This is a genomic window from Plesiocystis pacifica SIR-1 (assembly GCF_000170895.1).
Lineage (GTDB): Bacteria > Myxococcota_A > Polyangia > Nannocystales > Nannocystaceae > Plesiocystis > Plesiocystis pacifica.
This window is the reverse complement of sequence record NZ_ABCS01000079.1, coordinates 1-17768: the sequence shown is the minus strand read 5'-3', so window position 1 is coordinate 17768 and position 17768 is coordinate 1. Positions and strand designations below refer to the sequence as shown.

Genomic DNA, 17768 nt, shown 5'->3' with positions numbered 1-17768 from the left:
AGGCCCGGGGCTCCGCCCGCGCTAGCAGTTTTTTAGCGACCGTTCAACAACCTCCCCACCCAAGTGGGGGCCGCTCTCAACCGCCGAAGGTCTGGGTCCAGTAGTGGCCGTAGGGCGAGCCCGGGACGTTGGCGTAGCCGACCCCGGTCTCCGAGAAGTTGCCGTTGAGCATGTTCGCGCAGTGACCGTCGCTGTCGAGCCAACCCTGGACCGCCTGCTGGGGGCTGCCGTAGCCCGCCGCGATGTTCTCGCCCCAGGTGTTGCCGCTGTAGCCGGCCTGATCCAGGCGCCAGCCGGGGCCCTGGCCCTGGAGGTTGTCGTGGCTGAAGTAGCCCTGGTCGCCCATGTCGTCGGAGTGGACCCGCGAGGCGCAGGTCAGCGCGGGCTCCCAGGTCAGCGGGCCCGAGGGACCAAAGCTGCCCTCGCTGCCGCAGTTGCCGCCCTGCGCCCGGGCCTGGTTGACGAGCTCGATGACCTCGAGCTCCCAGGCCACCCACGCCGGATCCCAGTCGTCCACGGGGTTGCAGTAGCTGTTGTTGGGCATGTCGCCGCCCATGTTGTTGCCGGTCGTGGTCTCGCCGCCGCCGCCAGTCGTCTCGCCACCGCCGGTGGTCTCACCGCCGCCGGTCGTCTCACCGCCGCCGCCGGTGGTCTCGCCGCCGCCGCCCGTGGTCTCGCCGCCGCCACCGGTCGTCTCGCCGCCGCCCGTGGTCTCGCCGCCGCCGCCGGTCGTCTCACCGCCGCCGCTGGTCGACTCGCCGCCACCGCCCGTGGTCTCGCCGCCGCCACCGGTCGTCTCGCCGCCGCCCGAGTCGCTGCCACCCGAGTCGCTGCCACCCGAACCGCCGTCCGAGTCTCCCGACTCTCCAGATTCGCCGCCGTCGTCATCGTCGTCGCCGTAGGTATCGCCCTCGTCACCGAAGCCGCTCCCGTAGTCGGGATCGACCCCGGTGTAGCAGCCGCTCACGCCCCACACGGCGAGCACGCCCGCGAGCGAGAGGAGACGGAGGGACGGGGGGGTCACGCGAGACTTGGACATGGCGGCTTCCAACGCATCTCTTTTTTATCCTGTGATTAATGTTGATTCAATTTTTAGTTGCCACAATTACCTGCCACATTCACACCGTATATGATCCCACAAGCATGACTGTCGAAGGTGCAGTCTCGACTACTCGATCGACGTCCGCTCGGCTTCAGCTTGTGCTGAACGTTGCCCGGATTGCAGAAAAAAATCGAAAGAGTGCCGCCCGCTCCGAGGCCCCGCCGGGGGTGACTCAGGACCCGCGGCGGCGGAGCGCTCGCTCGGCGAGGGTCCGGAGCGCTTCGTTGTCGCCGTCGAGGACGGCCTCGATGGCCTCGCGCTCGCGGGGATCGAGGGGACCCTCGCCGTTGCCCAGGGCGATCAGGGCGTTGCGCTGCATCGATCGCTTGGGGATGCGATTGAGAGCAGTGCCCTTGACGAATTGCCGATACTGGTTGCTGCCGATGGTCGCCAGGCGAGGCAGGTCGGGCTCCCGCGGGCGGCCCAGCGGGCGCGGCAGCTCGGCGCCAGGAGGCAGCCGCGAGCCCCGAGTGGTCGAGCGGTTGTAGGGGCAGACCTCCTGGCACACGTCGCAGCCAGCGACGCGCTGGCCCATGTCCTTGGCCAGGTCCTCGGGGATCGGGGCGCGGTGCTCGATGGTCAGGTAGGCGACGCAGCGCCGCGGGTCGAGGGAGCCGGGCGCTGCGAAGGCGTCGGTGGGGCAGGCGTCCAGGCAGGCCCGGCAGCTCCCGCACGCGTCCCAGGGCAGCGCGTCTCCAGCAGGCTCGGCCCAGCGCGCGCCGAGGTCCGTCCCCGCCCAGTCCGCGTCGGTCAGCAGCACGCCGATGAGCACGTAGCTGCCCAGGCCCGGGGCGATCAGGCAGCCGCTCTTGCCGATGAAGCCCAGACCCGCGAGCACGGCCGCGCTGCGCTCGAGCACGGGCTTGGTGTCGACGCAGACCAAGGTCTCGCAAGGGCCCACGCGCTCGACCAGGGCCCGGCCCAGGCCCTCGAGGCGCCGGTGCACCTCGGTGTGATAGTCCGCCCACTGGGCGTAGCGCGCGACGGGTCCCGGCTCGCCGGCGTAAGGCACCAGGCCCACGAGGGCCGTGCCGCGCCGGGCGTCCAGATCGAGCATCTGCCCCGGGTCGCCGCGGAGGTCCCGAGTGCGCTCCATGAACGCCATCTCCCCGGCCCAGCCCGCGTCGAGGTAGGCCTCGAGGGCCGCCCGCGCGGGCTCGAAGCCCGGGTGGTCGAGGCGCACGGCCCCGAGCGCGGCGAAGCCCAGCGCCCGCGCCGAGTCGCGCAAGATCGCCAGATCCTCGTCGAGGAGCCGCGCGCTCACGAGCTCAGAAGGTGATCCCGTGGGCTTCGCAGACCTTCTCGAGGTCTTTTTGCTTCGAGCCCGAGAGCTTCTTGTGCGCCGACTTGGCCTTGGACTTGCTGCCCATCTTGCAGGCCGAGGTGCCCATGATGCTCATCGCCGCGGCGCCCTTGCCCCCGTCGTAGGCCTGCTTGGCGAGGGCGTAGGCCTTTTTGTTGTTGCCGCCCATCATGGCCTTGCGCGCCTCGTTGAGGGCCTGGTCCGGGGACAAGCTGGGATCGACGGGGGTGCTCGGCGCCTTCTTCTTGGGCGCCTTTTTCTTCTTGGTGGGCGTGGGCGCGGGGTCTTCGACCTCGGGCACGACCTCGTCGCTCGCAGGCTCACCGGTCTCGGCCACCGGCTCGGGCTCGCCACCAGAGTCGACCTCGGGGATGACCTCGCCGGTGTCCGCGCCCGCGTCGGCTGCAGGAGCCGCGCCCGCGTCTGCGCCTGCACCCGCGTCGGCGGGCGGCGTCGCGCCTGCGTCGGCAGCCGGGGCCGCGCCTGCGTCTGCGCCCGCGTCGGCCGAGCTCGCGGTCGTGCTCTCGTCGGTCGTGTCGCCGCTGCCGCGCCCCATCATGAACGCGCCGATGCCGACGACGCCGAGGAGCAAGAGCACCACGCCGACGATCAGTCCGGTCTTGTTGCCGCCCTCGTCTTCGTCCTCGGTCTCCGGGTGGATGACCGGCATGGACGGCTGGGTGACCGCCGAGGGCGACGACGAGCTGCCCAGCGCGCCCATGGGCGCGAGATCCTCGACGGACATCGAGGGCAGGTCGACCGCGCCCATGCCATCGTTGGCGGCGCCGCGTCGGTTGAGGTCGACGGTCGTCGGGTCGGCGTTGGTGAGCGTGAGGTGGTAGTCGCCGATCTGGATCAGATCGCTCTCGCGCAACAACGCGGGCTCCGCGATCGGGACCCCGTTGACCTTGACCCCGTTGTAGGAGCCGAGATCTTCGATGAGCCAACCTTCGTCGTGGAACTGGAGCTTGGCATGGCTCCGCGACACGTTCTGCTCAGTGAGCTGAATCGTGTTGTGCTCCTTGCGACCGATCGTCACCTCCTCGTCGTCGAGGGGGACTACCGTCGTCGAGCCATCGAGATCTTCGATGATGAGCCTGACGGCCACCGTCTGAAGAGGCTAGAGATTGGGACCCGAAACTGTCAAGGCGCCTCTGTCGGTTGAAGTACGCTAGGCCCCTGAGAGCCCGTGGGATGCCTTCTAGGACATCTGGAGACACTGTACATCGGGACCGGGACCGCGGCTGGCGGTGCGCGCAGCCGCCGTCGCACCGCCATCGACCGCCCGTCGCCGAGGGTCATCCCAGCTTTCGGCGCCCTGGACTTGACGACTCAGAGATCGCCACGTAGCAGCTGCGACACCGGGTAGATCCCCACGCCCTGGGTGTGCAGCTGGGGCAGCTCCTCGCGGAGCACCTCGACCACATCCATGGACGGGTGGGCGATCGCAACCGTCGGCTGGTCGCGGGCGAACTCGGCCGCCTCGAACAGCGAGCGGCGGATCGCCGCCTTGCCCGGCTCGTGATCGAGGAACACCTTGCGCGAGATCGTCGGGACCCCGGCGCGCCGGGCTTCGATGGCCGCGACGGTCTCGGGGTTCGTGCGCGAGTCGAGGAAGTAGAGCTCGCGCTCGCGCAGCACGGGCATCAGCGCCGCCATCGCCCGGTTGTCCGCGGTCAGCTTCGAGCCCATGTGGTTGTTGACGCCGACGGCGTGGGGCACGTTCCCGAGCGCCGCGAGCACCTTGACGCGCAGGCTCGCGGGCGAGTCGCCGGCGCGCAGGAACTCCTCGCCGAGCTCCTCGCCCTCGCTCATGTGCCGGGCGTCGAGGGGCTCCATGGGCAGGTGCAGCAGGATCTCCCGGGGCCGGCGGTGATCGGCGCGCAGGCGATCTTGAACGCCGGCGGTGTAGACCGAGTTGGGCAGCACCGAGAAGCTCAGCGGGTAGCGCAGGGCCAGGAGCTTGTCGAAGGCGTCGAGCTCGCGGCCGACGTCGTCGATGACGATGGCGAGGTGGCCGTTGGCCTGGTCCCAGGGGATGCGGTGATCGCCCTCGTCGCGCTGCCACTCCTCGGCGTCGCGGACGGCCCACTGGGCCATGCGCGCGCGGATCTCCTTGTCTTTGGGGTCGACGGCGGCCGGCTCCGGGGGCGGACCCGTGAGCAGGAAGGCCGCGCAGGCCAGGGCGATCCAGGTCATCAACAGCGCGACGGCGACGCCCCCGACGCGGAGGGCACTGCGTTGCTTCGCCCGAGTCGACTCGGAGTTCATGGTCCGGCGAGTAGCACGGGGTGTGCGCGGCCGCTCCTTTTTTGCAAATGCGCCCGATGGGCGGCGACCCGTATGCTTCGTCCATGCGCGAATCACTCCTCGTTGGAGCTATGTGCCTGGGTCTCGGCGTGTGCCTCGGCGCGGGCATGTCGACGGTCCACGCCTCGGAGCCCGAGGCGAACACCGAGGCGGAGGCGGTGACGATCCGCCCGAGCGTCGAGCCCATCGGCGAGACCCCGGCCGAGCACTCGCGCTACCGCAAGCTCGACCGCTTCACCCGGGCCCTCGCGCTGATCGAGCGGTACTACGTCCGCCCCTGCGACGGCGAGGCGCTCATCGACGGCGCCCTCCATGGCCTCGTCGCCGACCTCGATCCGCACACGATCTACCTGGCCCCGGAGGACGCCAAGCTGCTGCTCGAGGACACCGAAGGCCGCTTCGGCGGCGTCGGCTTGATCGTGACCCTGCGCCGGGAGGCGATCACCCCGGGCGCCGACGAGGACACCGAGGGCGACCCCGGCGCGGACGCAGAAGACGAGAAAAACAAGGAAGAAACCGAGGACACCCAGCGCCGCCTCGTGCTGCACATCGACGACGTCATCCCCGGCGGACCGGCCGAGGCCGCGGGCCTGGTCATGGGCGATCGCATCCTCGCCATCGAGGGCGAGACCATCGCCGAGTTCAGCAACCTTCAAGACGCCGTCAAGGTCATGCGCGGCCCGGCCGGCACGCCCGTGCGCTTCACCGTCGTGCACGAGGACGAGGCCCCCAAGACCCTGACCGTCAACCGGGCGATCGTCGATCCCCCCGCCGTGCAGGTCCGCTGGCTCGGCGAGGGCATGGGCGTGCTGCGCCTGCGCGACTTTCAAGATCACAGCGCCCGGGAGGTCCGCGCGGGCCTCGACACCCTCGAGGCCGAGGCCAAGGCCGCCGGCGAGCGCCTCGACGGCGTGATCCTCGATCTGCGCGACAACGGGGGCGGGCTCCTCGACCAGGCCATCGCGATCGCCGACATCTTCATCCCCAAGGGCGTCATCGTGCGCACCCGGGGTCGGCAGGGCGCGCTGCTCGACGAGGCCCGCGCCCAGGGCCCGCGGACCGTGCGCGACCTGCCGCTGGTCGTGTTGATCAACAAGGGCTCGGCCTCGGCCTCGGAGATCGTCGCGGGCGCGCTCCAAGATCACCGCCGGGCGCTGATCATCGGCGAGCGCAGCTACGGCAAGGGCTCGGTCCAGTCTCCCTTCCGGCTCGGCGGTGGGGCCCTGCTCAAGCTCACGACGGCCCTCTACTACACGCCAGATGATCGTCTGATACAGGCCAGCGGCATCGAGCCCGACGTCAAGGTGGGCCCCGTCCGCGCGACCCTGGTCGACAGCCGGCCCACGCTCCGGCCCGAGCGCGCCCACCCCCAGCACCTCAAGCCCGAGGATTTCGGCCGCGAGCCCGTGCCCAGCGACGATCACGTCAGCCCCGCGCGGGTCGAGGCAGGCAGCGACGCCCAGCTGCTCGCGGCCATCGATCACCTCCAGGGTTGGGTCAAGGTCGCGCCGGCCAAGCGCCCGCGCAAGCGCTGATCCTCCGGCCGAAGATCCCTTCGCGACGCGTCGCGTCACATCGCGACTCGGGCCAATCGACGCCCGAGTTGAAAACATTGGTAGCCTTGGCGCACTCCCTCTGGCGAGGATCCATTCGACGTGTCGAGCGCTGAGACTTCCGAGAACGACGAGCAGACCGAGGCCCCCTCCCCCGCGAAGTCGGAGGACGCCCCCGAGTCGAAAGACCCTTCTCCGGCAATCGACGCTGAAGAAGGCGAGGCCGATCGCGGTGATGCCGCGGCCGCTGACGACGGGGAGGCCGAGGCTGCCCCCGAAGCGGACGCGGCTCCCGAAGAGAGCGCGGCTCCCGAAGAGGACGCGGCTCCCGAAGAGGACGCGGCTCCCGAAGAGGACGCGGCTCCCGAAGCTCCCGAAGCGGAGGCCGCCCCGAGCCGCGCCGGGCTCTACATGGGCCTCGCGGGCCTCGGCGTCGTCGGGGTCATCTCCGTCGCGTTCATGCTGACCCGCCCCGACCCGGTCTCGCTCAGCGCCCAGACCGAGGGCGTCACCGCCTGCCTCGAGATGGCCCTGACCGAGAAGAAAGAGGCCGGCTCCGGGCTGAGCCTCGAGACCGACACCCTGCTCAAGAACGTCGGCCTCGACCAGCAAAACGCGGTCACCACCGTCGACGACGTCAGCATCCGCAGCCAGATCGTCGACAGCTGCCGCGCCGCCTACACCAGCCAAAGCCGCATCACCGTCACCGTCGAGGACGACAAGCAGCAGCTGGTCCCCAACGCCACGGTGCAGATCGGCGGCTCGGGCGGGGGCGAGTGCGTGACCACCTCGCGGGGCAGCTGCGAGCTCGAGGTCGGCCTGTTCCCGGGCTCGGCCGACGCGGCCAAGACCCTGCGCGCCGACTCGGACGGGCGCTTCGCCAAGTTCGAGCTGGCCAACGCCGACCTCAGCGCGGGCGTGACCTTGACCCTGGGCGCCGCGACCAAGCGCTGCGCGATCACCTTCACCGACGACGGCGGCTCGCGGGTCACGGACCTGCGCGAGGTCAGCGTGACCGTCGGCGAGGAGCGCCCCGAGGTGAGCATCGACGGGGGCGAGGCGAGCTTCGAGTGCGAGGGCCTCGAGGGCGACATGCAAGTCGGCGCGCTCACGCCCAAGCAAGAGCAGCTGTCGTGGACGGCTCCCCTGGCCCCCACGACGACGCTGAGCTGGGCCACGGGGCGCGCGACCACCTGCGAGGTCACCTTCCTCGAGGGCAGCTCGCCCGTCGCCGACCTGCGCGAGGTCCGGGTCGTGTTCCCCGGCGCGCCCCCGGTCAGCGCCAACGAGCGGCCCAGCTCCAAGGGCACCTTCGAGTTCCGCTGCCCCACCGGCGACCAGCTCAGCGGCGGCGGCAAGTACATGACCCAGCGCGAGGACGGCACGCGCAAGACCTTCGAGTTCGAGACCTTCGAGTTCGTCGCCGAGCTGCCCTGGGCCGAGGAGGTCGAGGCCGACGCGGGCGGAGGGACGGGCGGCGGAGGCTCGGGCGGCAACCCCAACAAGGCCTGCCCGAGCTCCGTGGTCCAGGCCCTCGCCGGCAACGCGAGCAACTGCGGCAAGACCATCCAGGTCACCCGAGGCAAGGCCGGCGGCGTGTCCGTGCCCGGCTACTCGGGCTCGTGCAAGGCCAAGGTCACATGCGACTGAACAGCTTCAGCCCCGCGCGCCTGCTCGCGCTGGTGTTCTTCCTGGGCGTGGTGCTCACGGGCGGGCGGGCGCGCGCGGCCGAGCCCCCCGGCGAAGCGGGGTCGGGCGGCGACTCGCTCCCGAGCATGAGCGAGGGGGCCTTCTCGGACGCGGGCCGCTGCGCCCGGTCCATGGCCCTCGACAACCTCGAGCCCGACGCGCGCCTGCTCCTCCAGGGCCTGCTGTGCCCGGGCGGCGGCCTGCCCCGACCGAGCGCGGCCGAGCTCGACGGGGCCCTGCGCACGCTGGTGACGAGCAGCGACTGGACCTCGAAGCTGGCCCTCGACGCGACCCGGGCCCTGGGCAGCCTGGCCCAGGACGACGCCTCGATCCGCGCCCGCCGGGTGCTCGAGACCGTCGTGTCCGAGCCGGCGTGCAGCGACGTCCAGCGCTTCCTCGACGATCAGGTCGAGCGCGCCCTCGAGGGTCAGCTGGTGCTCCCGCCCCGCGACGCGATCGTCAACGCCAACCGGCGCTGCCTCGCCGCCCTCGACCCGGCGGACCTCGAGGCCCTCGATGACGTGGCCCTGCTCGGCTACTACGGCAACCCCGACGACGCCTACGAGGCGGTCGTCGCCGAGCCCAGCCCGGCCTACGTGCCGCCGGTGATCTACGAGAGCCAGGGCCCCGACGGGGACGCCGACGACGGCCCCCGCGGCCTGGCCCAGCTGCTGCCGATCCCCGTGGGCTCCGCGGCCGTGCTCTTCGTCTACGAGTCCGGCCAGTCCCTGCCCTGGCGCCGCGACGTCGCCCCGGGCACGGGCCGCGACTTCGCGCAGATCCCCAAGGGCGATCCGCAGTGCCTCAAGGTCGAGTTCGCCACGCCCGTGGACGACCTGGCCTGGGAGGTGGTCGTCGACGGCGTGTCCTTCCCCGTCGACGCCCAGCCCGAGGGCGGGGGCGCCTACGCCATCGGCCGCCTGGATCTGGTCGACGTGCCCGCCGGCAGCCACGAGGTCCACTTCATCCACCACGGGCGCGACTGGGGCAGCGAGGTCGTCGAGACCACCGGCACCCGCAAGCGCTGCGCCCTCGTCGAGGCCGACGTGCGCGGGCTCGGGGCGGGCTACGGCCTGACCCGCCTGGTCATGGACGAGCGCTGCACCGAGCGCGGCCTCGTGCCCGCCCAGGTCCGCAAGCTCGTCGAGCGCTACTTCGACGACCACGGCTACGAGCTGCGCCAGCTCGACGTCATCGTCGAGATCCTGGCGAGCTTCTCGGACATCGAGTCCAACCTCAGCGTCGACCCGGCGGCCGAGAACATCGGCTCGAACAAGCTCGACGCGAGCACGGACAAGCAGCTGTCGACCTTCGCCGCCGAGCTCATGCGCCAGGGCGTCGCCAAGCTCCTGACCCTCTCGGTCAGCTGCGCCGAGGACGGCGAGGACATGGTCGTCGTCGGCCAGACCATCGACCTGCAGCGCTTCTCCGAGCGCCAGCGCTCCCGCGCCGCGGGCGTCGACCTGTCCGAGATCCTCGAGGTCCGCACGGGCATCGTCGAGGATCGCCGGAGCCGGCGTCAGGGCTTCGAGGAGGTCCTCGGCGGCCTCCTGGGCCGGCCCACGGTGCACATCGTCCCGCCGCCCAAGCGCGTCGACTTCCACAACGACCTCGACGTCCAGTACCACATGCAGCGCGGCAAGCAGGGCGAGGTGCAGTTCGAGTTCGGCGTCGCCCGGGTCGAGCGGCCCAACGTCTGCGCCCACGCCGAGGACCTCGCGACCCTGGCCGCCTTCGACAACAGCGCGCTGCGCCGAGACATCGACGGCCTGGTCCAAAGCGGCATGGTCAAGCAGCAGCTGTGGCTGCTCGACGCCGACGACGCCAACCTGACCCTGACCACGGACGTGCCCTTCGGCGGGCCCGGCGAGTACCTGGTGTGGCTGCGCGAGGTCGGCGGGGACGCCGTGGCCGCGACCTGCTTCTCCGTCGACAGCCGCGACGCGATGATCTACGGGCAGTTCGGCGGGCTCACGGCCTCGCGCCCGGGTCCGCTGCGGGCCCAGCAGATGTTCTACTTCCGCGTCGACCTGGGCTTCCTCTACGCCCTCGGTCAGCGCAAGCTCGGGCGCTTCGGCGGCCAGCTGGGCTACACCAACGTCAGCTACGACAGCGCCGCGCCGCTGTCCTGGGACGACCTGAGCGAGGCGACCCTGGGCGGCTTTGCGACCAACGGCCAGTACCACATGCACTGGACCCGGCACTCGTTCAGCTTCGCGGGCGTGGCCGGCTTCGACGTGCCCCTGGGCGTGTGCGGCTACGAGTTCCCCAAGCCAGACAAGCTCGGGCCGACGCGCTTCGAGCGACGGGGGCGACGCTGCGCCCAGCCCTTCTTCCGCCGCTTCAACCTCCACGGCCGGCTGATCGTCGGGGGCAGCTTCGGCTTCCACGACATCTCGCAGATCCCCAGCGGCTTCGGCTCGCTGAGCACCCGCGAGAGCGGCTCTCGGGTCGTCAGCGACATCGACTTCGACGTCGGCCTGCAGCTCGGCCTCGAGGCCCGGCTCACGGCCAAGACCGCCGTCTACACCTTCTACAAACTACTGGTCACCGACGTCGACTCGTGCTGCTCGTCCACGAGCGACATCGAGGCGAGCTCGACGGTGGGCAACGACTTTGGCGCCCTGAGCCTCGTGGGGGTCGGCGTCGCCTGGATGAGGAGCCTGCAATGACAACCAAGCAAAACCGTGCGCGCTGGTCGATGACCGCGGCCTGGACCGCCGCGCTCGCCGTGGGCGCGCTGCTCGGCAGCCTCAACTGCAGCGCCCAGACCCAAAGGGACTGCCAGGACCTGTGCGTGGCCCTGCGCGACTGCGGCATGCTGCCCTCGCCCCTGGGCACCCCCGACAACTACGGCCTGATCAAGTACGACGCCACGGAGAACTGCATCGCCCGGTGCACCGCGAGCTCGGGCTCGAGCGTCAGCCAGCTGACCACCTGCGCCACGGACGTCTCCGTGCCCACGGACCTGCACCTGGCGTGGTGCACCGACGGGGTGTGCACGGTGCTCGAAGGCTGCCTCGAGGACGTGTTCGGCGAGCAGAGCGAAGACTTCGAGATCGAAGACACCGGGGGCAACGGCGCCCAGAACAACAGCGCCGCGCGCATCGCCGGCACCGGCTCGGTGACCATCGACATCGCCTACAGCAACAGCGTCGACGACCTCCTCGACAGCGTGCTGGCCCAGTGCGACGCGCCCACCGAGGCTCGCTCGGCCGTGGTCTCCCAGACCCCCTTCGACGTCGAGGAATTCTGCGGCCACATCCCGCTTCAGCAGGTTCGGCTGAGCCTGATCAACGCCACCTACTCGCAGGTCCTCGCCGAGGGCTCGTGCACCGAGGTGCTCGGCGCCACGGTCAACGCCAGCAACCTGCCGGTCGGGCGCTACCAGATCACCTTGACCTACGGCGCGGGCAACAAGGGCTGCCACGTGCTCTACGGCGAGCCGGTCATCATCCAGGCCGGCGACTCGCTGTGCGAGCGTGCCGAGTGCTCGGGCATTCTTCCGCTGCCCATCCCCTCGGACACCCTCGTCACCCCCGGTGCCTCTTGCCCCTTCTACACCGCCGAGGAGCTCACGGAGCTCCAAGCGCTCGCGGGGGAAATGGGCGCCAGCAACAGCGATATCGAGAAGGAAGCAAGTACTCGGCGAAATCCGAAGGCGCACTACGGCTACGCCTGCGAGAACAATCCAGACTCGTGCTTCTCTGAAGAGGTCGAAGACAGCGAGAGCACCGAGAGCACCACGGGGGACGAAGAGGAAGACATCATCGCCATCGACGAGGACTGCGATGGCCTGATCGGCTGCGACGATCCGGACTGCTCGCGCTTTTGTGTCGAGACGGGCAACTGCTCGGACGGCCTCGACAACGACGGCGACGGCCGGACCGACTGCGCCGATGACGACTGCGCCGACGAGGCGGCGTGCGAGAACGGCGAGACGACGGGGGGCACCACCGACGGCGGCACCGACACCACTGGCACCGATACGACGGACACCACTGACGGCGGCACGGAAACCACCGACGACGGCACCACCGACACGACCGACACCACGGACACCACGGACACCACGGACACCACCGGCTGAGCCCCTGATACACTCCGCGGCCATGAGCCACGGCCTGCCCTCCCAGCCCGCAGAGTCCTTCAAGGCCCGCCGCCGCGCCCTCGCCTCGCGCCTGGGCTCGGAGCGCGCGGCGCTCGTCTTCTCCGGGGTCGCGCGCCCGCGCAACTACCCCGACAACATCTACCCCTTCCGCCCGGACAGCCACTTTCTCTACCTGACCGGCGCGTGGATCGAGCGCGCGGCGATCCTCGTCGACGGCGACAAGGACGTGCTGTTCATGCCCCCCGCCGACCCCGGCGACCTGATCTGGCACGGGCCCACGCCGGGCTGGGCGGAGTTCAAGGCGGGCTGCGGCGTCGACGAGATCCGCGACATCGCCGAGCTCGAGGGCTACGTGCGCGAGCGCGGGGCGAACACCCTGGCGACCCTCCCGGCCTGCGACGCGGTCACCCGCTACGGCCAGGGCAGCATGCTCGGGCGCAGCTGGGCGGCCCCAGGCACCGGCGTGGACCTCGACGCCGCCGACGGGGCCCTCGCCGACGCGATGATCGGTCTGCGCCTGATCCACGACGCCTCCGCCCTCGAGATGCTGCGCGGCGCGGCCGCGGCCACCGTCGAGGCCCACCTCGCCGGCATGGCCGCGACCCGCCCGGGCCTGCGCGAGTCCGACGTGCGCGCGGCCATGGAGCGCCCGATCCTCGCCCGCGACATGAGCACGGCCTACGGCAGCATCGTGACCGTGCACGGCGAGATCCTCCACTCGCACAGCTACGACCACCGCGTCGAAGACGGCGACCTGCTGCTCGCCGACGTCGGGGCCGACAACGGCGGCTGGGCCGGGGACGTGACCCGCACCTGGCCCGCCAACGGCAAATTCTCGCCGACCCAGCGGACCATGTACGAGCTCGTGCTCGCCTCCCAAGAGGCCGCCATCGCCATGCTCCGCCCCGGCGTGCGCTACCGCGACGTGCACCTCGCCGCCGGCCGGGTCATCGCCCAGGGCCTCGTCGACGAGGGCATCTTGCGCGGGGACGTCGACAACCTGATGGAGCGCGGCGCCCAGGGCCTGTTCTTCGTCCACGGCCTCGGCCACGTCATCGGCCTCGACGTGCACGACATGGAGGACCTCGGCGACCGGGCCGGCTACGCCCCCGGGCGCACCCGCGCGAGCCAGTTTGGCCTGTGCTTCCTCCGCCTCGACCGCGACCTCGAGGCCGGCATGGCCGTGACCATCGAGCCGGGCTTCTATCAGATCCCCGCGCTGCTGGCCGAGGGCTCCGAGCTCACCGCCCCCTTCGACGCCGACGGCACCCTCGACCGCGCGGCCCTGGCCAAGTTCGCCGACGTCCGCGGCATCCGCATCGAGGACGACGTGCTGATCACCGCCGAGGGTTCGGAGGTGCTGACCGCCGCCGCGCCCAAGCAGCCCGAGGCCGTCGAGGCCCTGGTCGGGACCGCCGCGGGGGCCTCGGCGTGAGCCGCATCCTGCCCGCCTCGCTCCTGCTCGCCCTCGCCCTCGCCTGCGTGGACGCGCCCGAGCCAGCCGAGGGCGCCGGCGGCCCCGAAGCGGTGAAGATCGACGCCGACGAGGCCAAGGCCATGAAGGACGCCCGCGCGGAGCAGCAGGCCAGCAAGGACCCCCCGCCCGAGCGCGTGTGCGCCCACATCCTCGACCTCGCCACGGCCCACTCCGAGGCCCGCGGCACGCCCATGGGCGAGACGGAGAAGACCAACCTCGAGTCCCGCTGCCTGAGCGAGGCCGAGAACATGGCGCTCGACCCCTATCAAAAGCGGGCCGACTGCGTGATGCAGATCGGCCACTTCGCCGAGCTGCCGAGCTGCGAACCCGGCAACGATTAGCCGCTCACAGGCCGTCGCCGTAAAGGCAAAGCAGCGGGCCGGCGACGTCGGAGCACACCGCCGGGTCCGGACATACCGAGAAGAACTCCCCGCAGGTCGGGATGCACGCCTTGGTCCCGCTCTCGAGCTCGGAGCAGGTGATCTGTGCGGGGACATAGGCGCTCCCCCGCGGGCAGAACTCGTCAGCGATGCACTCGTGCAGGCACCACGAGAAGTCGGCGTCGCCGTCTTGGTCGATGTCGATGATCACCTCCTCACCCATGGTCCCGGGGCAGCCGTCGAGGGGACAGTAGGGATCGTCCGGGTCGCACTCGAAGCTCTCGCCCGTCTCCCAGGGGTCGCCCTCTTCGGTCTCCTCTCCCGCCGTCTCGCCGAAGGTCGACCTCCCGGTCTCCCCGACCTCATCGGCCATGCCCGTGTCCGTGTCCGTGCTGGAGTCCGTATCCTCGCCGGCCTCGTCGCTGCCCGAGCCCGCGCTCGAGGTCAGCGGATCGGGATCGGCGATCTCGACCGTGCATGCGCTCAGGGGTGCGAGCCCGAGGAGGGAGAGGCTCGCCAGGGTCCAGAAGTGTCGGTGCTTCGTCCGTGCAGACATGCCCCGGTCGATGACCGGGATCGGGAGAAGATCACGGTCAACCGACGCAGCCAGCCGAGTGCACGGAGCTACACGCTCCCCACTCAGTCAGGCGAAGATCCGATCACGCGTCGCGGCGACGCAGGCCGAAGAACCCAAAGAGCGCGAGCAGGCCCACCCCACCGAGGGTCCCGCCGAGGCCGGCCTCCTCGGCCGAGATCACCGCGCAGCCCTTCTTGCCCGGCGAGGCCGGCTCGGGGCCGTCTTCGGTAGCGGTGGTCACTTCGCCCTCGCCCTGAACCAGCGGCACGTCCACCGGCGTCGCCGCGTCCCCGCCCTCGTCGGCGCCCGCGGGCTCCGAGGGCGTGGGCGGAGCGGAGAGGCTGTCCTTGCTCGCCTCGAGGGCCTCGAGGTCCGCGCCCGCCTGGTCGAGGGGCATGGTCCGCGAGCACAGGTTGTCGCGCAGCTGCCCGTCGTCGTGGATCCTGGCGTAGATCAACCACTCCGAGCCCGCCTCGTCGTAGTCCCGACCACACGCGGCGCTGTCGTGGGCGGTGATCACCCGGACCTGCGGATCGAGGTTGCCCTTGAGGGTCTGCGCGACCTCGAAGGTGAACACCTTGTTGGGGAAGTCGGGCGTCCCGGAGTCGGCCTCCGCGACGGACACGAGCTTGGCCGAGAACACGGCGTCGGCCCCACGCGCGGCCTCGACGGGCTCCGGCGCGCGCATGCACGAGCAGGCCTGAGCGATCGCCGGGGTGAACGCGAGCGCGGCACCGACGAGGGACAGGCTCAGGGTCAGGGCGACAAAGAGGCGAGGCGAGGTCGGACGCATCGGGGCCGAGGGTACCCCCAGCTCGGGGCTCCCCATTCGCGTCCCTCCGCTACGTCGCTCGCCTGGCTCGAGGTGCTCGCGGCTCCCACCTTGGGAAGCACGCAAGCGAACAAAACAAATAAAAACACACGGGCGAAATGGGATCACCTAAATCACCCCATCGACTCAATTTAGCGTTATGGAGGCCCTAAAGACGGAAAGAATGGTTTGAGCGCTCACAGTCCCTGCGCTCGTGAACCATACACGTCCACGATCGACACCGATTAAACGTGGGGTCCTCGTTACGTCTGGCTCGCCTTGGCTCGTACCTGATCGCCGCCGTCCTCGCCGGCTCTACCCTCGCTTGCTACGTCGGCGTCGACATCCCCGAGGGGGAAGCCTTCGCCGACGAGACGGGTGCCGACGAGCTCGGCTTCGACGAGGACGAGGGCACCGACACCACCACGGGCGAGGACGAGTCGAGCGAGGGCGAGACCGACACCGAGGCTGAGACTGAGACCGAGACCGAGACCGACGAAGGCGGAGAGCCCACCCCCGAGCCCGCCGGCGGATGCCAGGGCTTCCCGCTGATCTGGCCGACCACCAACTCCGCCCAGCTCCAGACCGTCGTCCACGCCGCCTTCGGCCCGCGCATGCTCAACGACCACTACGACTGGCACCGCGGCATCGACCTGCCCGGCGACCCCGACGACGACGGCTTCCACGACCCCGTCCACGCCGCCGCCGACGGCCGCATCTACGCCATCGGCAACCTGCCCGGAGACGACGAGGGCGCCCTCGCGGGCTACGGCAGCACGGCCGGCAACGCGATCGTCCTCGAGCACGCGCCTGGCCAGCTCCACACGGTCTACATGCACCTCGACGCGCTCCCGCTCTCGCACTTCCTGGCGCGCCTCGGACCCGACGCGCCGATCACCGAGATCGACCTGCGCGAGTACTTCTTCCTCAACGGCCCCGACACCCACGCGGGCAACCGCGGCATGCCCCGCGCCACCCTCAAGTCCAGCGGCGAGGCCATCGTCCACCCCCCGCACGTCGCCCAGCACGACTTCATCGGCTTCATCGGCGACAGCGGGGCCACCTACGAGCACCTGCACTTCGAGGTCCGCGACGGCGGCGTGCTCCAAGACCACGCCCGCAACCCCTACGCCTACCTGCCCCACATCGACGCCCTCGAGCACGACGCCAGCTTGGTCAGCGAGGGCGAGGGCCTGCGCGCCGAGATCGAGCTCAGCCGCGAGCCCGGGGCCCTCGGCGACGTCACCGGCCCGGCGCAGCAGCTCGACGTCGAGAGCCTGAGCCTGCAGCTGCTCGACGAAGACGACGCCTTGCTCGACGAGCGGCGCCTCGAGTTCGGGACCCTCGGCGTGCTCCTCGACGAGCCCGACACCCCCAGCTTCGAGCTCGACGGCCTGATCTCGACCCTCGACCCCGCTCCCTTCGCCAGCGAGATGGCGACCTGGCACCTCGAGGTCCACTTCGAAGCCCTCGAGCAAGCCTTCATGCCCCCGCCAGGCTCGCGCTGGGTGCTCGAGGTCGCCGACTCGTGCGGCAACAAAGTCACCGTCGAGCACCAGCTGTGAGCCCCTCACTTGCGGACGCACATCGGGCGGTCACGCTGAACCCGTGCGTCGCCTCCTCGCCCTGACGGTCCTGCTCGGCTGCGCGCCCGCCCCCGAAGCGAGCGCCGACCCGACGCCGACCCCAGCGCCGTCCGCCCCCGTCGACGCGCCCGAGCCCAAACCCAACCCCGAGCGAGAGCCCGGCACCTTCGAGGGCCGCACCCTCGCCCAGACCATGAGCTACCTCGGCGCGAGCTGGCTGACCCGGGACAACCGCGACGACGAGGAGAACACCACCTTGCTGCACGAGCAGCTCGCCCTCGCCCCCGGACAGAGCGCCTGCGACCTCGGAGCCGGCAACGGCTACCACAGCCTGTTGATGGCCGCCGCCGTCGGCGAGTCCGGCCAGGTCATCGCCTCCGACCTCCAGCCCCAGATGCTCGAGCGCTTGCAAGCACGAGCCGACGCCGCGGGCATCACCAACGTCCGCACCGTCCTCGCCAAGCCCGGCGACCCCGCCCTCCCCCCAAACACCTGCGACCTCATCCTGCTCGTCGACGTCTACCACGAGCTCGCCGACCCCGAGCGCGTCCTCGCGGCCATGCGCGCGGCCTTGACCGAAGACGGCCGCATCGCCCTGGTCGAGTACCGCGAAGAAGACCCAGACGTCCCGATCAAGCCCCTACACAAGATGTCCAAGGCCCAGATCCTCCGCGAGTACCTCCCCCGAGGCTTCGCCCTGGACAGCCAGTTCGACGGCCTCCCCTGGCAACACCTCATGTTCTTCACCGCGAGCGACTAAAGCCCTCATCCCACGGAGTCGAAGCCCGCCCGTTCGAGTCGGAGCCACCAACCTCCGCAACACGACGGGCACAACAGGGGCAAGGGGGTCGGATCCCCCAGCGCAAGGA

14 protein-coding genes are annotated in these 17768 nt (G+C 70.7%); 8 read left to right on the top strand and 6 right to left on the bottom strand.

Annotated elements, in window-relative coordinates:
* Positions 1 to 76: 76 nt before the first annotated feature.
* The 4 genes from PPSIR1_RS50370 to PPSIR1_RS30055 form a co-directional block, all read right to left on the bottom strand.
* A complete protein-coding gene (locus PPSIR1_RS50370; protein ID WP_232296568.1) occupies positions 77 to 1039 on the bottom strand; it encodes a CAP domain-containing protein in 963 nt (320 codons plus the stop codon).
* Positions 1040 to 1274: 235 nt separating this feature from the next.
* Positions 1275 to 2366, bottom strand: a complete 1092-nt coding sequence (gene queG / locus PPSIR1_RS30065; protein ID WP_006974992.1) for a tRNA epoxyqueuosine(34) reductase QueG — start codon at positions 2364 to 2366, stop codon at positions 1275 to 1277.
* Between the two features lie 4 nt (positions 2367 to 2370).
* A complete protein-coding gene (locus PPSIR1_RS44260) occupies positions 2371 to 3513 on the bottom strand; it encodes an FHA domain-containing protein (protein ID WP_006974991.1) in 1143 nt (380 codons plus the stop codon).
* 224 nt (positions 3514 to 3737) lie between these two features.
* Positions 3738 to 4676, bottom strand: coding sequence for a divergent polysaccharide deacetylase family protein (locus PPSIR1_RS30055; protein ID WP_006974990.1), 939 nt, complete (start codon positions 4674 to 4676; stop codon positions 3738 to 3740).
* An 83-nt stretch (positions 4677 to 4759) separates the two neighbouring features.
* Here PPSIR1_RS30055 and PPSIR1_RS30050 point away from each other — a divergent pair, with 83 nt between their 5' ends.
* The 6 genes from PPSIR1_RS30050 to PPSIR1_RS30025 all read left to right on the top strand — a co-directional run bounded on the left by PPSIR1_RS30050 (position 4760) and on the right by PPSIR1_RS30025 (position 13886).
* Positions 4760 to 6250: a S41 family peptidase gene (locus tag PPSIR1_RS30050; protein WP_157596119.1), complete on the top strand. Its 1491-nt coding sequence runs from the start codon at positions 4760 to 4762 to the stop codon at positions 6248 to 6250.
* Positions 6251 to 6370: 120 nt separating this feature from the next.
* Entirely contained in the window at positions 6371 to 7918 is a 1548-nt protein-coding gene (locus PPSIR1_RS44255; protein ID WP_006974988.1) for a hypothetical protein, read from the top strand.
* Positions 7909 to 10629 (top strand): hypothetical protein, encoded by a 2721-nt coding sequence (locus PPSIR1_RS30040; RefSeq protein ID WP_006974987.1) that lies wholly within the window; start codon positions 7909 to 7911, stop codon positions 10627 to 10629. Before PPSIR1_RS44255 ends, PPSIR1_RS30040 begins: the two co-directional genes overlap by 10 nt.
* Positions 10626 to 12047, top strand: coding sequence for a hypothetical protein (locus PPSIR1_RS30035; protein ID WP_045117041.1), 1422 nt, complete (start codon positions 10626 to 10628; stop codon positions 12045 to 12047). Before PPSIR1_RS30040 ends, PPSIR1_RS30035 begins: the two co-directional genes overlap by 4 nt.
* A 22-nt stretch (positions 12048 to 12069) precedes the next feature.
* Positions 12070 to 13503, top strand: coding sequence for an aminopeptidase P family protein (locus PPSIR1_RS30030; RefSeq protein WP_006974985.1), 1434 nt, complete (start codon positions 12070 to 12072; stop codon positions 13501 to 13503).
* Positions 13500 to 13886, top strand: coding sequence for a hypothetical protein (locus PPSIR1_RS30025; RefSeq protein WP_006974984.1), 387 nt, complete (start codon positions 13500 to 13502; stop codon positions 13884 to 13886). The genes PPSIR1_RS30030 and PPSIR1_RS30025 overlap by 4 nt, the downstream gene beginning before the upstream one ends.
* 4 nt (positions 13887 to 13890) lie before the next feature.
* On the opposite strand, the gene PPSIR1_RS30020 is transcribed toward PPSIR1_RS30025, so the two are convergent.
* Both PPSIR1_RS30020 and PPSIR1_RS44250 read right to left on the bottom strand, forming a co-directional pair.
* The gene (locus PPSIR1_RS30020) at positions 13891 to 14481 is read right to left on the bottom strand and encodes a hypothetical protein (protein WP_006974983.1); all 591 of its coding nucleotides are present in this window, start codon (positions 14479 to 14481) and stop codon (positions 13891 to 13893) included.
* A gap of 103 nt (positions 14482 to 14584) precedes the next feature.
* Complete coding sequence (locus PPSIR1_RS44250; RefSeq protein ID WP_198154646.1) at positions 14585 to 15295, bottom strand: hypothetical protein; 711 nt, start codon at positions 15293 to 15295, stop codon at positions 14585 to 14587.
* 269 nt (positions 15296 to 15564) lie between these two features.
* On the opposite strand from PPSIR1_RS44250, the gene PPSIR1_RS30010 reads away from it, so the two are divergent.
* On the top strand, positions 15565 to 16878 hold the full coding sequence (locus tag PPSIR1_RS30010) for a M23 family metallopeptidase (protein WP_006974981.1): 1314 nt from the start codon (positions 15565 to 15567) through the stop codon (positions 16876 to 16878).
* A gap of 43 nt (positions 16879 to 16921) precedes the next feature.
* Complete coding sequence (locus PPSIR1_RS30005; RefSeq protein WP_006974980.1) at positions 16922 to 17659, top strand: class I SAM-dependent methyltransferase; 738 nt, start codon at positions 16922 to 16924, stop codon at positions 17657 to 17659.
* Positions 17660 to 17768 lie beyond the last annotated feature (109 nt).